This window comes from Nocardia camponoti (assembly GCF_014646135.1).
Classification (GTDB): Bacteria; Actinomycetota; Actinomycetes; order Mycobacteriales; family Mycobacteriaceae; genus Nocardia; species Nocardia camponoti.
Window position 1 is genome coordinate 595797 of sequence record NZ_BMMW01000003.1, and the last position, 19856, is coordinate 615652.

The following is a 19856-nucleotide window of genomic DNA, read 5'->3' on the forward strand; positions in this document are numbered from 1 at the left end:
CAAACGCGCCCTGATTCTATAACGTGTTCTACATGAGTGATCGGGAATACGATGTGGTGGTTGTCGGCAGCGGCGCCGCCGGAATGACCGCCGCGCTCACCGCGGCACATCGCGGGCTGAGCGTGGTGTTGTTGGAGAAGGCGCCCTACTACGGCGGATCGACGGCGCGGTCAGGCGGTGGCGTGTGGATTCCGGGCAACAAGGCGTTGCGCGCGTCGGGCCAACCCGACGATCGCGACGACGCGCGGACCTACCTCCACAGCATCATCGGCGACGTTGTGCCTGCCGAAAAGATCGACACGTTCCTCGATCGCGGCGCTGAGGCGTTCGACTTCGTGCTCGACCACAGCCCGCTCAAAATGACCTGGGTGCCGGGCTATTCCGACTACTATCCCGAAGCGCCGGGCGGACGTGGCAGCGGACGCTCGTGCGAACCAAAACCGTTCAACGCCAAGGTACTTGGGCCCGAACTGGCCAACCTCGCACCGCCGTACGCGAAGGCTCCACTGAACGTGGTCGTCACCCAGGCCGACTTCGTTCGCCTCAACCTCATCCGTCGTCACCCGAAGGGGATCATGCGGGCGCTGCGCGTTGGCGCGCGCACGTACTGGGCGAAGGCAACAGGAAAGCACCTGCTCGGGATGGGACAGGCGATCATCGCGGCGATGCGAAAAGGGCTGCTCGACGCGGGCGTTCCGGTGCTGCTTGATACCGCGTTGACCGAGTTGGTGATGTCGGATGGGCGCGTGACCGGGGTCAAGGCGCTTAGCAATGGCGAGCCGGTCACGTTCACCGCGCGACACGGCGTCGTCCTTGCTAGCGGCGGGTTCGAGCACAACGCGGAGATGCGCGCGAAATACCAGCGCGCGCCGATCGGCACTGAGTGGACAACCGGCGCGGTCACGAATACCGGCGACGGAATCGCGGCCGGTTTGGCGATCGGTGGCGCGGTCGACTTCATGGAGGACTCCTGGTGGGGCCCAACGACTTTCAAGGCCGGCAAACCGTGGTTCGCGCTGGCTGAGCGCAACCTGCCGGGCACCATCATGGTCAACGACCGCGGCGAGCGGTTCGGCAACGAGTCGGCGCCCTACGTCGAAGCCGTACACACGATGTATGGCGGCAAGTACGGCCAGGGCGAAGGGCCGGGCGAAAACATCCCCGCGTGGCTCGTTTTCGATCAGCGCTACCGCGACCGCTACATCTTCGCGGGTTTGCAACCGGGACAAAAGATTCCGTCGCGCTGGATGGAGAACGACAACATCGTGAAGGCCGACACCATCGAGGCGCTCGCCGACCGCATCGGCGTGCCCGCTGACTCGCTCGCGTCAACTGTGCAGCGGTTCAACGGCTTTGCCGCATCCGGTAAGGATGAGGACTTCGGGCGCGGCGACAGCCACTACGACCGCTACTACGGCGACCCGACGGTGAAGCCGAACCCGTGTCTGGCCGAGCTGTCGCATGGGCCGTTCTACGCTGCGAAAATGGTGCCCGGCGACCTTGGCACGAAGGGTGGCCTTGTCACCGATACAGCGGGACGCGTACTGCGCGAAGACGATTCGCCGATCGACGGCCTCTACGCGGCGGGTAACACCAGTTCACCGGTGATGGGCCACACCTACGCGGGCCCCGGCGCGACGATTGGCCCCGCGATCGTGTTCGGCTACCTCGCCGTTCTCGACATCCTCGCGAAGAAGGAGGGCAAGATCCATGCCCATTGATCCCCAACTGGCTCTCGGCGCGGAACTTCCCGCGCGCACCTTCGCGTGGACCGCGACCGACGTGCAGCTTTACCACCTCGGCATCGGCGCGGGCGCACGCCCGCTCGACCCGACCGAGTTGCGCTACCTGGCCGACGAAACCCCGTGTGTCCTTCCCACTTTCGCGACAGTAGCGCCGACCTTGGGCGAAACCGAAGCCCCGAAGGTGCAGTTCCCCGGCATCGACATCGACCTCGCGAATGTGGTCCACGGCCACCAGGAAGTGGTTGTCCACCGGCCGATCCCCGCGACGGGCAAAGCGTCGAGCACCGGCCGCATCAGCGAGCTCTGGGACAAAGGCGCGAACGCGGTAATCGTGCAGGAACAGACCGTGGTCGATGAAGATGGCGAGCCACTGTGGACGGCGCGCTCGTCGATCTTCGCGCGAGGCGAAGGTGGTTTCGGCGGCGAACGCGGCCCGAGTGCGAAGACAGAACTCCCCGACCGCGCCCCGGATGCGGAGCTACTGACCCCGACGCTCCCCCAGCAAGCCCTGCTGTATCGCCTCTGCGGCGACCGCAACCCGCTGCACAGCGACCCGGAATTCGCGGCCAAGGCAGGCTTCCCCGCGCCGATCCTGCACGGTTTGTGCACGTACGGTGTGGTCGCGAAGGCCATGACGGATGCGTTCGTTGACGGCGACCCGGCTCGCGTCGCAGCGTTCCGCGCTCGCTTCGCGGGCGTGCTGTATCCGGGCGAAACCCTACGGACGCGGGTGTGGCAGGACGGAAACGAGCTCACCGCCGTCGTGACGGTGGTGGAACGGGAAGACGCACCGGTCCTCAGCGACGTGGTGTTGCGTATCGCGTGACCAGCGGTTGAGGCGCGCTAATCAGCGCGCCTCAACCAGCCTGGTCGGCCTTCGCCGACTCGGGAGCTTCAACCACCGGCTTGCGCCCAGCCAAGCCGGCGATCACCACCGCGTAAATCAGCACGATCAACACCGGCGCCGCCAGCGGTGCCCACATCAGCTCAACCGGGACAAGCGCCGCTGTCGCCGCCGCGATCGTAAACAAAATCGCGCCGCCAACCGACGGAATCGTCGTCGGCACGACACCTTCCGGCGCATGCAGCACCGCCGCGTTCAGCAGGTACGTTGTCGCGACCAATCCCGTTGCCGCAGCGGCAATTACGCCGACGTCGTCCGAAAACGCGATAGCCGCGATTACCACGAGCACCGCGACAACAGCCGCCGTCCGGTACCACCAACTGGCGATCACCAACGCGAGCGAAACCACCCCAGCGAGCGGATTCACCAACGCGACAGCGGCAACGAGCAGCAGCCCGGAAAGCAGGGCGAGAAATCGCGTCATCGACGCACCCGCACCGTCCGCCGCCGCTCCGGCAGCAACTTCATCGCCTGATCCAACCTCGTATCCTCCGGCCACGCGATGATATCGACGCCGACCGTGCCCATGTCCCGGTACATCGCCGCCCGTTCCAACTGCCACATCTTCGCCATCGTGTCGTCGAGTCCTTCGGCGAACGGCGTGCCGCGCAGGACGTCGACAGCGACTACCACGTGACCGCGTTTGCGCAGGTCAATGAGGGCCAAGGCGAACTGGGTGTCGAGCAAAGTCGTAAACGCGACAACGATCGCGCCAATCGGCACCGCCGCGTGCGGGGCCAACGTGCCGGTGGTTTCGACGTGCTCGTCGCCAACGCCAAGCACGGTGTCGACGATGCGGTAGAACTGCCTGCGGCCGATGTCGGGACGCAACCAGCGCGGTTGTTCGCCGAGGCAGACCACGGCCGTGCGGTCACCCGCCTGCAACGTCGACTGCACAACCTGGGCGGCGCCACGCACCGAAAGTTCAAGCGACGCCGACGCTGGACCGGGTGCCTGCTGCGAAGTATCAACTAGCACAACAACATCCGCCGACCGGTTCGTGAATCGCTCGGTGATGTACAACCGGCCACGTCGCGCCGAAACCGGCCAGTTCACCGTGCGCAGCTGGTCGCCCGGCGCGTACGCGCGGATGTCGGCGTACTCAACGCCCGGCCCATGCCGACGGGTGAGGTGCGTACCGATGCGATCGGGAAGTTCGGTGCGCGGCAAGCGCATTCGATGCGGATCGGCGATCGGATAGACGAAAACCTGCGCCGCGGGCACTTCCGCCGTCGCGACAGCGAGCCCGGCCGGACTCAAGGCCGACACCTTCACTGTCACCGGGTAGCGCCCCCAGCGCGCGGCCGAAACCGCGAGCTCAAGTCCTGCGGGCGCGCCGCCGGAATCGTGCGCTTCCTCGACGGTCAGTTCCATGCCTTTGATCGGCAGCGCCGTCATCCGCAACAGCGCGTGACCTTCTTCAACGAAGGCCGCGATGCTGCTGTGCACCTCTTCGGTTTCAAAGCACCGCACGGTCCCGCTGCCGTCGACCTGCACGCGCGTGCGTGCCTGTTGGAAGGGCGCGGTCGCGAGCACGCCGAGCATGGGCGCGGCGAAGATGACCAACTGCCACTGTCCGCGCACGACGGCGACGACGAGCGCGACGGCAGCGCACCCGGCGAGGATGAAAACGAGCGGCGCTGGCCGCCACCGTAGTTCGACCTCGACCGACCGCGATTCGTCGCGATGTCTCATGTGCTCGTCGCGCGGGGAACCGGGAGTCGACGCAGCAGTTCGCCGATGACGTCCTCGCCGCGAATCCGTCGCACCCACATCTCGGGGCGCAAGGTGATGCGGTGGGCCATCGCGGGGACGGCGAGTGCCTTGACGTCTTCGGGAATCACGTAGTCGCGGCCAAGCAGCAGCGCGCGCGCCCGTGACATCTGCACCAGGTCCAACTCGGCACGCGGCGACGCGCCAACCTCGACCTGCGGGTGGTTACGGGTCGCGGTAGCAAGGGCGACAACGTAACTCACCACGTCGGGATGCACCGTCACGAACTCGACCGCCTGGCGCATCTCCATCAGACCCTGGGCGTCAACGACCTGCTGCACCTGCGGCGATGTCGCGCCACGCTCAAGGCGACGGCGAATCATCGTCGTCTCATCGGTCTCCGAGAGGTACCCGAGCCGCAGCTGAATCGCGAACCGGTCGAGCTGGGCCTCGGGCAGCGGGTAGGTGCCCTCGTACTCGATCGGGTTGTCGGTGGCTAACACGATGAACGGCTGCGGCAGCAGGAACGTCTCACCGTCGATCGACACCTGACCTTCGGCCATCGCTTCCAACAGCGCGGCCTGGGTCTTCGGCGGGGTGCGGTTGATCTCGTCGGCGAGCAGGAAGTTGGTGAAAACCGGCCCGCGTCGGAAGTTGAACCGGCCCGACGACATGTCATAGATCGTGGAGCCGAGCAGGTCGGCGGGCAGCAGGTCGGGCGTGAATTGCACGCGCGTGAAATCCAACCCGAGCGCGGCCGCGAACGAGCGCGCGATCAGGGTCTTGCCCAGTCCGGGCAGGTCCTCAATCAGGACATGCCCACCCGACAGCACCGCGATCATGATGAGTTGCATCTCATCGCGTTTGCCGACCACGACCCGACCCAGCTCGCGCAACACCGCGTCGGAGCGTTGGACGGTCGCATTCAACGGGATTGTCATCGTCTCGCCTCTAACCCCTCACATCACATGGTCTGTAGGCGGCGCAGGATCTCGTCCAGTGCCGCTCTACCGGGTGCGCGACCGGTGTGGTCACGCAACGCCGCGTTCGCCGGATCCACCCATCGCCACAGTTCGGGTCCGAACTGCAACTGCCCTGCGGCTTCGGTGGCTTTGCGGTCTTTGGAGATCCGCATACCGGTGGACAACTCAAATTCCTTGGCCAGCAGTGGCCGAAGGTGTCGGTCCCAGTCGGCGCGCGTGCCGTCGGCGCGCGCGGTCAACATTTGGGCGCGTGCTTGCCAGCGGTCGAGCATTTCGGCGGGACCGTTGTCGATGTACTCGGGCAGCGGTGCTTCCCGAATCACGCGGTAGCGCATCGACCAGACAAGCGAGCACAGCACGATCGCGACGGGCGCGCCGACGGCAAGACCGACCATCGTCGGCGCGAAGACCGCGAGCGCGGCTTCGATCGCGACAACGATGATGATGGCCCAGATCGCCATCGCCTTCCGATTCGCTGGGGGCGCTTCAACTTCCTGCGTCACCGTGATCATGCGGGCACCAACCTTCGCTGGAGATCGGCCAAGACGATGCGAAGTAGCTGCTCGGCGCGCATGCGCTGCCACTCAAGCATCGAGTGCGGGCTAAAGCGGGCTTCTTCGAACAGCGCGACCAACTCGCGGGCCGACGCGTCGTGCAGCACGCCACTTTCAAACGCGCGCGCGAGCACTTCCATCGGGGTGTCCGATGCCTGCGGGCGGGCGGCGTTGTCGCTGGAGAGGCCGCGTTCCATCGCGGCGTAGCAGGCGATGATCGCGGTGCGCGGGTCCTGGCCGGACATGTTGATCGCGGCGAGGCCCATTTCGGCGGCGCGGGTGAGCGAGTCGACGTCGGTGTTCGTCGGTTCTTCAACCGGCGTGGGCGCGGGAATTGGCTTGCGTCGCGCGGCAATCGCGACGACGAGCAGCCCGATCAACGACAGGCCGATCAACGTGAGCGCGAGCCCGACCGCGATGAACAGCGCGGTGCCGGTGAGTTCGGACGCGCCCGGACCGGGGTCGGCGGTGATCGAATCGGCTGGCGTTGGCACCGGACCCGAGCCTTCGGCGACGGTTTCCGCGCTTGGCTGGATCGGCCCGCGTGCGCCAGGCAGCAGGAACAGGCAGGTGACGCCACCCGCGAAGACGAGCGAGACCGTCGCGACGAGCACCGGGCCGAGGACGGTGAGCCTGCGCCACTGGAACGCGGGCATAGCGTCGTGTTCGGCAACCGGCATCGCGAGCGGCAGTCGGTGCTGGCTTGCGATGACCCCGGCAACGAGGATGACGACCGAAACGAGCAGCAGCACGGGCATCACCGCGACGAGAAGGGGCGACGCGTGCTCAGTGCGATTGCTTGCTCCGGGCATGGTGCCGCTCAACGCGAACGTGGCCGCAGCGACCAACACGATCACGACGACCGCTCGCGTAATAGGTTGATTCACCCCGATCACTGCATTACCGCCAAACCCCGAAGCTTCACAAAACAGCCACATAGTTACATGGCGAGCGAGCGCCCCGGGAGTAAATGGCGATATTAGGGTTACTCGCGAGTAAAACTAGTTAGAAACACCCACTTTTAGCTCACCAAGTCTGCTAGCGGTACGCGCTAGATCCGGTAGCGCATGCACATCGGCTATTAATTCTTTCGGCAGTGCGGCGGCAGCGATTGTGGTTGGCAGATCGGCGTCGTAGAGCACGTCGATGAGGTTCACGAGGCGCATCGCGTGATCGAGGGGCACGTCGCGCAACAGCGGAACGCCACGCAGCGTCCACCGTTTGAAGCGGGCGGTTAGCCGGAGGTAGTCGGCGGCGCTGGTTGGAGTGCCACAGAGTTGCTCGAAGGTGAAGGCGACGGCATCGTCGGTCGCTTCGGTAGCGAAAACCGTTCTGCCATTGCCGATTTCGACACAGAGTGTGCCCGGACGTGCGGTTTCGTCGAGCAGGTAGTGGCCAGCGAGGAAGCCGCTGTCGCGCTGGGTGCCGATCGTGCGGTAATCGAGCGGGCCGTCGAGACTAAGCACGTCGACGTGGGACAGGATTCGCTCGATCGTCGGCACGAAACGGTCGTGGAAAAGCGGGTTCGGCAGTAGCCCCTGTGGTGGCTGATTCGACGTGACAACCAGGACAATCTTGCGGGCGAACAGCACGTCGAGCATGCGTGCGATGAGCATGCCGTCGCCGATGTCGTTGACGTGAAACTCGTCGAAACACACCAGTTCCGTGTCGCCAAGCAACTCGCTGACCGCCGTTTCGATCGAACCCGTCGCGTGCGTTCGTTCGTGCAGCGCGGCGAAGAACGTGTGGAAGTGGAAGCGGCGTTTGCCCGCGGTTCGCACGTCGGCGAAAAAGCGGTCCATCACCATCGTCTTGCCGCGACCAGGCCGACCGTGCAGGTACAGGCCGCGCTGCTTGCGGCGAGCGCGGCCGTGCCGGTCGAGCAATGCCGTGAGCGCGCTGAGCGCGGCCTGTTGATCGGCGTCGAGTGTCACCGCGTTGAACGTCATCGCTACCCCAGTCATCAGCTGTCGTTGCTGAAACTGTTTTAGCTTGGCTCACGATTGGGTAGCACCAAACGTGAGCAACGTCGCTCGTCGCCGGTCAACTTCGCGCATAATTGCGAATGCGAATTTGCCACTGGCGAAATTCACGCACGCAATTGTGAGGTGTCACAAATAAATTCGTGGCGATATTGTTCGCCCTCCTACTTTACGCTGTAAGCACCAATCCGGAAGTGGGGACGCCGGTGCCCGCTGTCACGACGATTCGGTCCAGGTCGGTGACCTGATTCACCGACGTCCCGCGAATCTGACGCACCGCTTCGGCGATGCAGTTCATGCCGTGAATGTAAGCCTCGCCGAGCTGCCCGCCGTGCGTATTCAGCGGTAGTCGACCGCCGAGCTCGATTGCGCCATCCGCAATGAAATCCTTCGCTTCCCCGCGCGCGCAGAAGCCAAGTTCTTCCAGCTGCATCAGGACAAATGGCGTGAAGTGGTCATACAGGATGGCCGCTTGCATGTCGGTTGCTCGAAGTCCGCTCTGCGCCCACAACTGGTCGCCGACCAAGCCCATTTCGGGCAGGCCGGTCATCGCATCGCGGTAGTAGCTGGTCATCACGTACTGGTCAGCGCCGCTGCCCTGAGCGGCGGCGGCGATCACCGCGGGGCGTTGCGGGAGGTCGCGCGCACGTTCGACGCTGGTGACAACGATCGCGACACCACCGTCGGACTCCTGACAGCAGTCGAGCAGGTGCAGCGGTTCGGCGATCCAGCGCGAATTCTGGTGCTGCTCAAGGGTTATCGGTTTTTCGTAGAAGAACGCGTTAGGGTTGACCGCGGCGTGCTTGCGATCGGCAACCGCGACCGCGCCGAAGTCGGCACTCGTCGCGCCGGTGACGTGCATGTACCGACGCGCGACCATCGCGACCTGCGCCGCTGGCGTGCCGAGCCCCTGTGGATAGGCCCAGCCCGCGTCAACGCCCGACGAAGTGGGCGCTGCCGCGAGCGCGGGCGAGAACTGGCCGAAGCGCGCGCCGGAGCGTTCGTTGAACGCGCGGTAGGCGACGACAACGTCGGCGACCCCGGTCGCGACGGCCATCGCCGCCTGCTGCACGGTCGCGCAGGCCGCCCCGCCGCCATACCCGATGTGCGAGAAGAACTTTAGGCTCGGGATGCCGACAGCACGAGCGACCGCCGCCTGCGTGTTGGTGTCCATCGTGAAGGTCGTGAGGCCGTCGACGTCGTCGGGGGTCAGGCCCGCGTCGTGCAGCGCGGCCGTGACCGCCTCGGCGGCAAGTCGCAGTTCGCTTCGACCTGAATCCTTCGAGAAATCCGTCGCGCCGATGCCGACGATGGCCGCGTTGCCAGACAGGGTGCGGCCAGACAGGGTGCTCATGCGGCTACCTCAACTACCGCTGTCGCGGTGATGTGTTCGCCGAGACTGTCTCGGCCGCGGACGTCGATGGTGATGTCGTTGCCGTCTTTGCCGGTCACGGTGCCCGAAAGGACAAGCGTGTCACCGGAATACAGCGGAACCCCCAAGCGCAGCGCGATCGACTTGATGCGCGCCGTCGGGCCAGCCCAGTCGGTGACGAACCGCTGAACGAGGCCGGTGTCGGTGAGAATGTTGACGAAGATGTCCTTCGAACCCCGCTCGCGCGCTTTGTCGCGGTCGTGGTGGACGTCTTGGAAGTCGCGGGTGGCGATGGCCGTGCTGATCACGAAGGTTGGGTCAGCGTGGATCGTCAATTCGGGGAGGGTGGTGCCGATGTCGATCATGCGTGGCTCGCGTTCCAGTAGGGCAGGACGGTGCCGTCGGCCAGGGTTTCGAACGCGACGGTGACGGAGGTACCGATCGTGACGTCGTCGGGTGCGACCCCCCGCAGTTCGCCGAGCATGCGGACGCCTTCCGGCAACTCGACGAGCGCGACGACAAACGGCAGGTCACGGCCGGGAACCGGGGGTGCGTGGTGGACGACGAAGCTGAACACGGTGCCTTCGCCGGTTGCCACGATGTAGTCGGTTTCGGGCTGGCCGAGGGCGGGGATCGGTGGGTGCCGGAGGGTGCCGTCGGGGAGTTGTTGGATGCGCAGCTCACCGAGTTTCGTTCCGGCCCAAAAGAATTCGGTGTCTTTCGAGATCACCGGGCTAACGCGCGCCGCAGGTGCCGCTGGGAAATCTCGGGTCGGCCCGACTTCCGCGCTTGGGACGCCGTCAGATATCGGGGTAGCCGAGGCCGTCGCCGCAGTCGGGGCCGCAGTCGGGGCGGTCGCGGCTGCCGGGGCGGTCGCGGCTGCCGGTGCGGTCACGGCGGATGAGGCGCTGGCCGGAGGTGTCGCGGAGTTCGTAGTTGCTGCGGTTTCCTCCGTGCGCGGGGCGAATTTCAGGATGCGGAACAGCATTTCCGTGACCACCTCGTCGCCCACTGACCACGTGGTCAGGAACGTGAGGAACCATCCTTCGCCGAGCCCGGTTCGCTTGGGGCCGTTGAACTCCGCTAGGCGCGACGTGACCGTCACTTCCTCGCCGGGGTGCAGGTAGCGGTGGTAGGTCTGCTCGCAGTTCGTGCCGACTACCGACGTGAAACCTGCCTCGTCGAGGAGTTGCGTCGCCAAGCCGAGTGGGTCGTCGGCGGCGCGGGTGCCGTGCAAGCCGTTCATCGTCCACACCTGCGCCATCGCGGGGGGCGCGACGATGTCAGCGTGACCCGCCTCCTGAGCTGCGGCTTTGTCGACGTAGATCGGATTGGTTTCACCAATCGCTTCGACCCAGTTGTTGATCATCGGCTGATTGACCGGGTCGCGACCCGAGCGCGGCGTCGACGCACCCGCCGCGATCAGCTCGGTCAGCGCTTTCTCTAGCACGGGAGTCCTTTCAGCGCGGCACGCGCGGCAGGGCGAGGCCCGCCGTCGCGACCAGTTCACGCATGATCTCGTTCACGCCACCGCCAAAGGTGACGACGAGGTTCTGTTTGGTGCGGCGGTCAAGCCAAGTGAGCAGGTCAGCAGTGGTTTCGTCGGCGGGGTCGCCGTAGCGGCCGATGATCTCTTCGGTGATCCGACCCGCTTCTTGCAGCGATTCGGTGGAGAAGATTTTGGTCGCTGACGCGTCGGCAATCACTTCGTTTTGCGCCGCTGCTGGATCGGCTGCGGCAACCTGCCAATTAAGTAATTCGTTGAGCCGCACCATGGTTCGCACCTTGCCGAGCGCGCGTTGGACTGCCGGTTCGGTGAGAACGTCGTGCGCGGCCGACCAGTCGCGCAGCCGGTCATACAGTTGCTCGATCTTGCCCGACGGGCCGAGGCTCACCCGCTCGTGATTGAGCTGGGTCGTGATTAGTCGCCAGCCTCGGTTTTCCTCCCCTACCTGCATCGATACCGGGACGCGGACGTCGTCGAAATAGGTCGCGTTGGTGTGGTGCGCACCGTCGCAGGTGATGATCGGTGTCCACGAGTAACCGGGGTCTTTCGTGTCGACGATGAGGATGGTGATGCCTCGGTGTCGCGATTCGGGGGTGCCGGTGCGGCAGGCGAGCCAGACGTAATCGGCTTCGTGCGCGCCGGTCGTAAAGATCTTCTGGCCGTTGATCACCCACTCGTCGCCATCGCGCACCGCGGTGGTGCGGAGGGCGGCGAGGTCGGTGCCCGCTTCGGGTTCGGAGTAGCCGATCGCGAAGTGCACGTCGCCAGACAGGATGCCCGGCAAGAACTTTCGCTTCTGCTCGTCGGTGCCGTAAACCTGCAACGTCGGGCCGACGGTCAGCAACGTGACGAGTGGGAGCGGCACGTCGGCGCGCACCGCCTCGTTGAAGAAGATCTGCTGTTCCATCGGGCCAAAACCCTGGCCGCCAAACTCTTTTGGCCACCCGACGCCAAGCCAACCGTCGGTGCCCATGCGGCGGACGACGGCACGGTAGGCGTCGCCATGCCGGTCGACGGCCATCGCCGCCTGTTCTTCGTCGGTGACGAGAGTGGCGAAGTACGAACGCAATTCAGCGCGAAGCTGGGTTTGCTCTGGCGTCAGCTCAGGGAACATCTTGCTCCTAACAGGTCGAGCCGCAGGTCAGCGCCACCGAGCTGGCGGGCGAGGTCTTTGGCTTGCGAGTAGTAGCGGTGCATAGGGTGGCAGATGTCGACGCCGAGTCCACCATGCAGGTGGTGACATCTCTGCATGGCACGCGGGAGTTGATCGGCGGCCCAGTAGGCGACGATGTCGAGGTCCTCGGCAGTCGCGTTGCACCAGCACGCCGCTTCGGCAGCGACGTGCAGGGTGCGCGAGACGACGTAGAGGTCAGCGACCTGTTGGGCGACCGCTTGGAACTCGGCAAGCGGTCGATCGAATTGCCTTCGGGTGCGGACGTGTTCGGCGGTGAGCGACAGCGCGCCGGTGAGCAGGCCGTCGGCCGCCGCGCCCATCGCCGCGAGGGCAGTGTGGTGCAGGGTTGGCAGCAGATCGGGGATCAGGTGGGTGGCAGCGACGTTGTCGAGGACGACGGTCGCTTCGGGGGTGCCCGATGAGGAAGGGCTGGGAATGATGCGCAGCCCATCGGCGGTCGAATCAACCAGCGCCACACCGGCATTGGTTGGGATAAGCAGCCACTTCGCTTCGTTGGCGTAGGGCACGGCAACCTTGCGACCGGTGATGCCGACCATCGCGACCTGACTCGCGCTAGAGCTACCCGCCGCCGTTCCCTGGCCGTGCGGCGTCCCACTGGCAACGGGGCCGACTGACTCAGCGATGACGGAGCTGCCGCTCCGGGGGGAAGCAGAGTTCGGGGGCGCGACATCAGCGTGTTCGGCGGGGTGCGCCGTAGCGAGTGTTGTGGGGGTGGCAGTAAAGGGTGCGCCCGGCTCGTGCAGGGCGGCGGTGACGATCGCGCCGTTGATGACGTCGGTGAAGACGCGTTCGGCGATGTCGTCAGGCAGGGCGGCGTTTACCAGCGGCAACACGCCCAAAGCCAAGGTCGTCAGCGCTGGCACGCACACCGCGTCGCGCGCCAACTCCATGACCAGCGCCGATACCTCTGGCAAGCCCATGCCGTCGCCGCCGAACTTCTCCGGCACAGCGACCGCCAACAGACCCGAGTCGACCAGTGCTGGCCACAGGTCCATGTCGCGGGCCGCGGTGCGTTCAAGCAGGCTCACGACCACTTCGGCTACCGCATCGGCGCTTTCGTCGCGGGTGAAATCCACGTCGTTCTCCCTAAACCTAGCTCTCGCGTGGGAGGCCAAGAATCCGTTCGGCGGCCATTGTCAACAGGATCTGCTCAGTGCCGCCAGCGATGGACAGGCAGCGGGTGAGCAGGAATTCCTTTAGTTCGGGCGTTTCTGTCGCGCCCGCGAAACCTGTTAGTTCCCAAGCGTATTCAGCGAGGTCTTGCCGGTGTCGCACGCCGACGAGCTTGCGCACCGACGCCTGCGCACCCGCGTCAGCACCAGCGACGGTCGCGAGTGCGATGCGCTGATCGAGCAGCGTGCCCGCGACTTGCGATGCGATGAACGCGCCAAAGCGGTCCTCGCGTAGCTCGCTGTCGGGCCCGAACGCGGCAAGTAGCGCTTCGAGCGCACCGCCAATTCCGCCGCCGCCCATGGCAACTCGCTCCGCCGACAGGGTGGTTCGGGCGATCTTCCACCCGTCGCCGAGCCCGCCGACCAGGTCGTCATCGGGCACGAACACATCGTCGAGGAACACTTCGCTGAAGCGGTCTTCGCCGGTGATTTGGATCAGCGGCCGAATATTGACGCCCGCTGCGCGCATGTCAACGAGGAAGTAGCTAATGCCTCGATGCTTGGCGACTGTCTGGTCGGTGCGCGCGAGGCAGATGCCCCAGTCCGCGACCGACCCAAGCGACGTCCACACCTTCTGACCTCGCAAAACCCAGCCACCGTCGACGCGTTCAGCCGTGGTGCGCAGGGCGGCGAGGTCACTGCCCGCGCCGGGCTCGCTGAAGAGCTGGCACCAGGTGACGTCGCCGTGCAGGGTCGGCCAGACGAACCGTTCGACCTGCTCGGGCGTACCCCATTTCAGCAGCGTCGGAATGGCCCAGCCCGCTACGGCGAGTTCGGGCACCTCGATGTCGGCGACCCGCAGCGCTTCGGCGATTTGCATCGAGGTAAGCGGATCCGCTTCGCGCCCATAGGGTTTGGGCCAGTGCGGCATGAGCAGCCCGGCTTTGACGAGTGCGTCGCGTTGGGGACTAGCTGACCGCCCCGCAGCCTCAGCGCCTGCCTGGTCCGCGTCGGGCATGAGTAGCCCGGCCGTGACGAGGGCGTCGCGCTGGGAACTCGCTGAGCGCCCCGCAGCCTCAGCGCCCGTCTGGTCCGCCTCGGCCGGTATCTCGGACTGCCCCGCCGCCGGCCCGTCGACGGCACCCACCTGCGTAGGCAGCCGCGCGATCGCAGCGACCTCCGCCGCCAACGTCGCGTCGTCGAGCTGGTCGCCCAACACCTGACGCGCACCCGTTGTCCGGCGCTGACCCGCGCGGCTCAGCTCAGCAACCCGCGCCCGCCACCGCGACGAACCGCCAAGCAGCTGACGCAACGCGCCCGCTCGGCGCAGGTAGAAGTGGGCGTCGTGCTCCCAGGTGAAGCCGATTCCGCCGAGTACCTGGATCGCGTCTTTCACGTTGTCGACGGCCGCGTCTAGCGCGACAGCAGCCGCGACGGCCGCCGCGATCGGGAGCTCATCGGTGTCGAAGGCGGCAGCGGCGTCGGCGGCGACGGCCTGCGCGAGCTCGGCCCGGCACAGCATCCACGCGCACAAGTGCTTGATCGACTGGAAACTGCCGATCGGCTTACCGAACTGCTCACGCACCTTGGCGTAGTCGACGGCGGTCCGCAGCGCCCAGCCCGCGATGCCAGCGAGTTCGGCGGAGGCGAGGACGACGAAGAGGTCTTCGACGTCGAACTCCGGCGCGAAAGTGCTTGCGGCGGGGACGAATACGTCGGTTGCGACCACATGCGCGAGCCCGATCGTCCGATCAGCCGACGAAACCACTGTGATCTCAAGCTGCTCAGCGGGCAGCAAAAACCACTGCTCACCAGCAGGAACAAGGACCTGCGTCTCCTCATCGGCCCCGTAGACATACTCCCACCGGCCGCTCACAACCCAGCCAGCGTCGCTCGGCGTCGCGCTGGCGTCACCCGTCAGCGCGACAGCGCACGGATCACCCTCGGCGACAACGCCATTGGCAACCAACCGACCCAAAGCCGTTGGTAACACCGGTCCGCCGACCAGGTCGTCAGCCGTCTGCTCAAGCATCACTGCCAGGTCAGCGACGGTTCCACCCAGTCCGCCACTCGACTCCGCGAGTGCGACTGAGAACAAACCGAACTCGGTGAGCCCGTCCCAATACTTGCGCCAACCCCGCGTGCCGTCGACACGCGTCGTTGCAATTGGCGTCACACCTTTCGCCCAACTCCGCAGGGACGCGGCGGCGGCTTTATGCTCGTCAGTGGTGGCGATGGTCACAGCAAAATCAGCCCTTCCGGCGTGATTCGCACACCTAGAACATGTTCTAATATCTGGGCCGGGTGGAAGTCAAGAGTCAACGAAAGGGTTCCGCGATGGACAGTCCCCCAACTTCGCCCACCGTGACGACGCTGTCGGAAGACGAGCTGAGTTCAACGGCCCAACGCGAACGCCGCAAGCGCATCCTCGATGCCACGCTCGCGCTCGCGTCGAAGGGTGGATACGACGCCGTGCAGATGCGCGCGGTCGCCGAACGCGCCGACGTCGCGGTCGGCACGCTTTACCGCTATTTCCCGTCGAAGGTGCACCTGCTCGTGTCGGCGCTCGCCCGCGAGTTCGAGCAGTTCGAAGGCAAACGCCGCCCACTTCCCGGCGACGGTCCGTCCGAGCGCATGCACACGCTGCTCACCCAAATCACCCGGATGATGCAGCGCGATCCGTTGCTCACCGAAGCGATGACGCGCGCGTTCATGTTCGCTGACGCGTCAGCGGCGGCCGAGGTCGACCGCGTCGGCAAGGTCATGGACCGCGTTTTCGCCCGCGCGATGAGCGACGGCGAACCAAGCGAACGCGACCTCGCCATCGCCCGCGTGATCTCGGATGTGTGGCTGTCGAACCTCGTCGCGTGGCTCACCCGCCGCGCATCGGCGACCGACGTCACCGCTCGCCTTGAGCTCACCGTCGACCTGTTGCTGAGCGATCGCCAATAACCTTCGTTACGCTCGCGAGCGCGGGGGTTGTGGTTTGCACGTGAGTCGCTGGGTCGACTCGGACACAACCCGCCGCGCCGTCTGCGAGCTTCTCGCAACACAGTATTGTTTTTCGCGCCCCCTAAACATCCCCTCCCATCACTAGGTTGGATGCGTGAGCGCACAGGATCTGCCCTTGGACGTCCGCCGTGCACTGGCTTCGGTCGCGCGCGTGCCGCGACTGCTGGTTGCTTCGGACTATGACGGCACTATCGCCCCCATCGTCAATGACCCGGCGAAAGCTTTTCCGCAACGAGAATCGGTGAGCGCGTTACGTGCGCTTGCTGGCATGGCAAACACCACCGCCGCGGTCATTTCCGGTCGTGCGCTTCGTGACCTCGCCGCCCTGTCGCGGCTGCCCGTCGAGGTGCAGTTGATCGGCAGTCACGGCTCCGAGTTCGACGTCGGTTTCGTGCATGCCATCGACAACGACGCGCGGCAGTTGCTCGCTGAAATCATCACCGAGTTCAACAAGATCGCTGCCGAAAACCCCGGCGTGACAGTCGAAGCCAAGCCAGCGAGCGCCGCGCTGCATGTGCGCAACGCCGATCCCGAAATTGGGCGGCGCGCACTCAATACCGTGCGCAAGGGTGCGGCGAAGTGGGTTGGCGTGCAGGTCACCGAGGGCAAAGCGGTGATCGAACTCGCGGTTATCCCCACCGACAAGGGCACCGCGCTCGACACCATCCGCCACAACGAAAGTTCGTCGGCAGCAGTCTTTTTCGGTGACGACGTCACTGACGAGAAGGCGTTCCGCGTGCTTTCGGGCCCCGACGTCGGCATCAAAGTCGGTGAAGGCGAAAGCATTGCGAAGCTGCGGGTTTCGTCGACTGAAGATGTCGCGAAGGCGCTGGCGTTCCTCGCCGAAGAGCGTCGCATGTGGCTGGCTGGCGCATCGGCGCCGCGCATCGAACGCCTTTCGATGCTCGCGAGCCCGCGCTCGGTCGCGCTGCTGACCCCCGACGCAACCGTCACCTGGTTCTGCCACCCTGAACCCGACTCGGCCGCCGTCTTCGCGCATCTGCTCGGTGGCGACAGCGCTGGCCACTTCACCGTCGAGCCCGAGCGCCCCGGCTTGCCGCTTTCGCAGCGCTACGTCGACGGCACGATGACCGTCGAAACCCGTTGGTCCAGTTTGAAAGTCACCGATTACCTGCCGCATGATGTCGCGCCGAATCGCACCGACCTCACGCGCGTCATTACCGGCGACGCGAAGGCTGTCGTCACGTTCGCGCCGCAACCGGAGTTCGGCCAGGTCGCTGTGCGACTGGAGAAGGTCGCGAGCGGGTTGAAGGTCAAGGGCACCAACGATCCGATGGTCTTGCGGTCGCCGGGCGTTGAGTGGGACATCATTTCCGACGGCACATCAACGGTCGCGAAGGCGGTTGTCGACCCGTCCGAAGGTCCGGTCGTGCTCGAATTGCGGTGCGGCACCGCCGATCTCGCGCCGTCGATGACGCCCGAACCAGCTCGTCGCGCCGAAGCCGAGAAGTACTGGTCGGAATGGGCTGCGGGACTGCACCTTCCGCCGTTGAAGCGCGATCTGATGAAGCGTTCTGCGCTCACCTTGCGCGGCTTGGTGCATCGCCCGTCGGGGTCGATCTTGGCTGCGGCAACCACCTCGCTGCCGGAAGACATTGGCGGCGTGCGCAACTGGGACTACCGCTACTGCTGGCTGCGCGACGCATCGCTCACCGCACAGTCGCTGGTGCGACTCGGTTCGCTCACCGAAGCCGACGAATTCCTCACCTGGGTACACAAGGTGCTCGCCACGCTCGCTGGCCCGGAACGCCTGCACCCGCTCTACACGATCTACGGCGAAACACTGCCGCCCGAGGCCGTCATCGACCTGCTGCCCGGGTACGCAGGTTCGCGGCCGGTGCGTGTTGGCAACGCGGCGAACATGCAGGTGCAGTTGGACGTGTTCGGCCCGATCGTCGACCTGATCACGTCGATGGCGCAGGAGCGGGAACGTCAGGGCAGCCCCAACGCGCTCCCCGACGCCGATTGGGAACTCGTGCATGCGATGGTTTCGGCGGTGCAGCGGCGCTGGCGTGAGCCTGACCACGGCATTTGGGAGATTCGCGGCAACCCGCGCCACCACGTTTACTCGAAGGTGATGGGCTGGCTCACCGTCGACCGCGCGCTTACCCTGGCGCGGCGGTTCGACCGCCCAGTCGACCCCGAATGGGTCGCACTGCGCGAAGAGATCGCCGAGGAAGTCAAGGCCAAGGGCTGGAACGACGAGGTGCAGTCCTACACGGCGGCCTACGACGGCACCGACCTGGACGCGGCGACACTGTGGATTGGCCTCAGCGGTTTGATCGAGCCGACCGACCCGCGCTTCGCCGCGACGGTCGTCGCCACCGAAGCCGAATTGCGTAGCGGCGCAACGGTTTACCGGTACCACCATGACGACGGCCTGCCTGGTGGCGAAGGCGGCTTCCACCTGTGTGCGGCCTGGTTGGTTGAGGCTTATCTGCTGATCGGTCGGCGTGACGACGCGGAAGCCTTGTTCGCGCAGCTCGTCGCGGCGGCGGGCCCGACGGGTTTGCTGAGCGAGGAATACGACCCGGTCGCCGAGCGCAGCCTGGGCAACCACCCCCAGGCGTACAGCCACCTGGGCTTACTCCGCTGCGCACAGCTGTTGAGCGAGTCGGCGGAAGTGCTGGTCTAGCTAGGCGGACCCAACCCACCAAGATCATCAGGCTCTGAGGGATTTTTCTACTCGACGTTTGTTTACCTCAGAGCCTGGTGATCTTGTTTTGTCTTCCCCACCTAACCGGTTATCGACTGAGCGCTTGTCCTGCTACGCTATAACGGAAACGATTCCCATTATGATCTAGAGCAGATCCGTAGCTAGGCCAGGAGTACCGCGTGAGCAGTCGATTCACCCGCATCTGTGCAGCGTTGACGGCGGGAGCGGCAGCCACCGCTGTGCTCGCTGCCTGCGGTGGGAACAGCAAGGACGACGGCACCATCGACGTCGTCGCGTCCACCTCGGCGTGGGGCTCGATCGCCACCGTGATCGCAGGCCCCGACGCCAAGGTCACCTCGATCGTCACCGATCCGGCCGCCGACCCGCATTCCTTCGAGACGACACCCGCCGACACCGCCAAGATTTCCGACGCTGACCTGGTTGTCTTCAACGGCGCGCACTATGACGAGTTCATCGAAAAGGCCATCGAAGGCAAGAAGAAGCCGAGCATCGAAGCCTTCGCGCTGCGTGCCGACAAGGCCGACGAGAACGAGCACGTCTGGTACGACATCCCGACCGTTTCCGCCGTCGCCGACCAGATCGCCGTCGAACTCGGCAAGCTCGACAGCGCGCACGCCGCCGGGTACACCGAGCGTGCGAACGCCTTCAAAACGCAGCTGATCGGCATCAACACCGTCACCGCGAGCATCGCGACAGCACACGCCAACGCCCCGGTCGTGCAGACCGAGCCGATCGCGCACTACCTGCTCAAGGCCGCTGGCGTCGACGACCGCACGCCGCACGAGTTCCAGGAAGCGATCGAGCAGGAGACCGATCCGTCGCCCGCATCGGTTGCCGCGACGCGCGAGCTGCTCACGTCGAAGACCGCGAAGGCGCTCATCTACAACACCCAGACCCAGGACAAGATCACCAAGGACCTGCGCGACGTCGCCGCCGGTTCGCAGGTGCGCATTGTCGAGGTCACCGAGACGCTGCCCGTCGGGCTCGACTACGTCGCATGGCTGACCGCCAACGCGAAGTCGCTCGCGCTCGCACTGCGCTGATCCGATGCTGATGTCCGCAACGCCCCGGAAGGGGGT

17 protein-coding genes are annotated in these 19856 nt (G+C 65.6%); 5 read left to right on the forward strand and 12 right to left on the reverse strand.

Annotated elements, in window-relative coordinates; translation table 11 throughout:
• Positions 1-32 precede the first annotated feature (32 nt).
• Positions 33-1721, forward strand: coding sequence for a 3-oxosteroid 1-dehydrogenase (gene kstD / locus IEX78_RS17650; RefSeq protein WP_188830072.1), 1689 nt, complete (start codon positions 33-35; stop codon positions 1719-1721).
• The gene (gene chsH3 / locus IEX78_RS17655) at positions 1711-2571 is read left to right on the forward strand and encodes an enoyl-CoA hydratase ChsH3 (protein WP_188830073.1); all 861 of its coding nucleotides are present in this window, start codon (positions 1711-1713) and stop codon (positions 2569-2571) included. Before kstD ends, chsH3 begins: the two co-directional genes overlap by 11 nt.
• 31 nt (positions 2572-2602) lie before the next feature.
• On the opposite strand, the gene IEX78_RS17660 is transcribed toward chsH3, so the two are convergent.
• From IEX78_RS17660 to IEX78_RS17720, 12 genes are all read right to left on the reverse strand, one after another.
• The gene (locus tag IEX78_RS17660; protein WP_188830074.1) at positions 2603-3073 is read right to left on the reverse strand and encodes a hypothetical protein; all 471 of its coding nucleotides are present in this window, start codon (positions 3071-3073) and stop codon (positions 2603-2605) included.
• Positions 3070-4344, reverse strand: a complete 1275-nt coding sequence (locus IEX78_RS17665) for a DUF58 domain-containing protein (RefSeq protein WP_188830075.1) — start codon at positions 4342-4344, stop codon at positions 3070-3072. The genes IEX78_RS17660 and IEX78_RS17665 overlap by 4 nt, the downstream gene beginning before the upstream one ends.
• On the reverse strand, positions 4341-5303 hold the full coding sequence (locus tag IEX78_RS17670; protein ID WP_188830076.1) for an AAA family ATPase: 963 nt from the start codon (positions 5301-5303) through the stop codon (positions 4341-4343). Before IEX78_RS17670 ends, IEX78_RS17665 begins: the two co-directional genes overlap by 4 nt.
• Before the next feature lie 23 nt (positions 5304-5326).
• Entirely contained in the window at positions 5327-5857 is a 531-nt protein-coding gene (locus tag IEX78_RS17675) for a hypothetical protein (RefSeq protein ID WP_229684064.1), read from the reverse strand.
• Positions 5854-6786, reverse strand: coding sequence for a DUF4129 domain-containing protein (locus tag IEX78_RS17680; protein ID WP_229684065.1), 933 nt, complete (start codon positions 6784-6786; stop codon positions 5854-5856). The genes IEX78_RS17675 and IEX78_RS17680 overlap by 4 nt, the downstream gene beginning before the upstream one ends.
• Before the next feature lie 114 nt (positions 6787-6900).
• Positions 6901-7863 carry a cell division protein ZapE gene (zapE, locus tag IEX78_RS17685; protein WP_229684066.1) on the reverse strand — a complete coding sequence of 321 codons (963 nt, stop codon included), beginning with the start codon at positions 7861-7863 and terminating at the stop codon, positions 6901-6903.
• 187 nt (positions 7864-8050) lie between these two features.
• A complete protein-coding gene (locus IEX78_RS17690; protein WP_188830078.1) occupies positions 8051-9235 on the reverse strand; it encodes a lipid-transfer protein in 1185 nt (394 codons plus the stop codon).
• The gene (locus tag IEX78_RS17695) at positions 9232-9618 is read right to left on the reverse strand and encodes a MaoC family dehydratase (protein WP_188830079.1); all 387 of its coding nucleotides are present in this window, start codon (positions 9616-9618) and stop codon (positions 9232-9234) included. The genes IEX78_RS17690 and IEX78_RS17695 overlap by 4 nt, the downstream gene beginning before the upstream one ends.
• Complete coding sequence (locus tag IEX78_RS24340; RefSeq protein ID WP_229684067.1) at positions 9615-10703, reverse strand: bifunctional MaoC family dehydratase N-terminal/OB-fold nucleic acid binding domain-containing protein; 1089 nt, start codon at positions 10701-10703, stop codon at positions 9615-9617. The genes IEX78_RS17695 and IEX78_RS24340 overlap by 4 nt, the downstream gene beginning before the upstream one ends.
• A 10-nt stretch (positions 10704-10713) precedes the next feature.
• The gene (locus tag IEX78_RS17710) at positions 10714-11874 is read right to left on the reverse strand and encodes an acyl-CoA dehydrogenase family protein (RefSeq protein WP_188830080.1); all 1161 of its coding nucleotides are present in this window, start codon (positions 11872-11874) and stop codon (positions 10714-10716) included.
• Positions 11859-13031 carry an acyl-CoA dehydrogenase family protein gene (locus tag IEX78_RS17715; protein ID WP_188830081.1) on the reverse strand — a complete coding sequence of 391 codons (1173 nt, stop codon included), beginning with the start codon at positions 13029-13031 and terminating at the stop codon, positions 11859-11861. The genes IEX78_RS17710 and IEX78_RS17715 overlap by 16 nt, the downstream gene beginning before the upstream one ends.
• Before the next feature lie 16 nt (positions 13032-13047).
• Positions 13048-15309, reverse strand: a complete 2262-nt coding sequence (locus tag IEX78_RS17720; protein ID WP_268240909.1) for an acyl-CoA dehydrogenase family protein — start codon at positions 15307-15309, stop codon at positions 13048-13050.
• Between the two features lie 95 nt (positions 15310-15404).
• Between IEX78_RS17720 and kstR the strand changes: the two genes are divergently transcribed.
• The 3 genes from kstR (at position 15405) to IEX78_RS17735 (ending at position 19820) form a co-directional block, all read left to right on the forward strand.
• Positions 15405-16019, forward strand: coding sequence for a cholesterol catabolism transcriptional regulator KstR (kstR, locus tag IEX78_RS17725; protein ID WP_188830082.1), 615 nt, complete (start codon positions 15405-15407; stop codon positions 16017-16019).
• 154 nt (positions 16020-16173) lie between these two features.
• Positions 16174-18735: a trehalose-phosphatase gene (gene otsB / locus IEX78_RS17730; protein WP_188830083.1), complete on the forward strand. Its 2562-nt coding sequence runs from the start codon at positions 16174-16176 to the stop codon at positions 18733-18735.
• Positions 18736-18935: 200 nt separating this feature from the next.
• Positions 18936-19820 (forward strand): metal ABC transporter solute-binding protein, Zn/Mn family, encoded by an 885-nt coding sequence (locus IEX78_RS17735; protein WP_188830084.1) that lies wholly within the window; start codon positions 18936-18938, stop codon positions 19818-19820.
• The last annotated feature ends 36 nt before the right edge of the window (positions 19821-19856 follow it).

Bases quoted from the DNA above. Each gene is read 5' to 3' on its own strand.
- kstD (WP_188830072.1), top strand. From the start codon at position 33: ATGAGTGATCGGGAATACGATGTGGTGGTTGTCGGCAGCGGCGCCGCC.
- chsH3 (WP_188830073.1), top strand. From the start codon at position 1,711: ATGCCCATTGATCCCCAACTGGCTCTCGGCGCGGAACTTCCCGCGCGC.
- IEX78_RS17660 (WP_188830074.1), bottom strand. From the start codon at position 3,073: ATGACGCGATTTCTCGCCCTGCTTTCCGGGCTGCTGCTCGTTGCCGCT.
- IEX78_RS17665 (WP_188830075.1), bottom strand. From the start codon at position 4,344: ATGAGACATCGCGACGAATCGCGGTCGGTCGAGGTCGAACTACGGTGG.
- IEX78_RS17670 (WP_188830076.1), bottom strand. From the start codon at position 5,303: ATGACAATCCCGTTGAATGCGACCGTCCAACGCTCCGACGCGGTGTTG.
- IEX78_RS17675 (WP_229684064.1), bottom strand. From the start codon at position 5,857: ATGATCACGGTGACGCAGGAAGTTGAAGCGCCCCCAGCGAATCGGAAG.
- zapE (WP_229684066.1), bottom strand. From the start codon at position 7,863: ATGACTGGGGTAGCGATGACGTTCAACGCGGTGACACTCGACGCCGAT.
- IEX78_RS17690 (WP_188830078.1), bottom strand. From the start codon at position 9,235: ATGAGCACCCTGTCTGGCCGCACCCTGTCTGGCAACGCGGCCATCGTC.
- IEX78_RS17695 (WP_188830079.1), bottom strand. From the start codon at position 9,618: ATGATCGACATCGGCACCACCCTCCCCGAATTGACGATCCACGCTGAC.
- IEX78_RS17710 (WP_188830080.1), bottom strand. From the start codon at position 11,874: ATGTTCCCTGAGCTGACGCCAGAGCAAACCCAGCTTCGCGCTGAATTG.
- kstR (WP_188830082.1), top strand. From the start codon at position 15,405: ATGGACAGTCCCCCAACTTCGCCCACCGTGACGACGCTGTCGGAAGAC.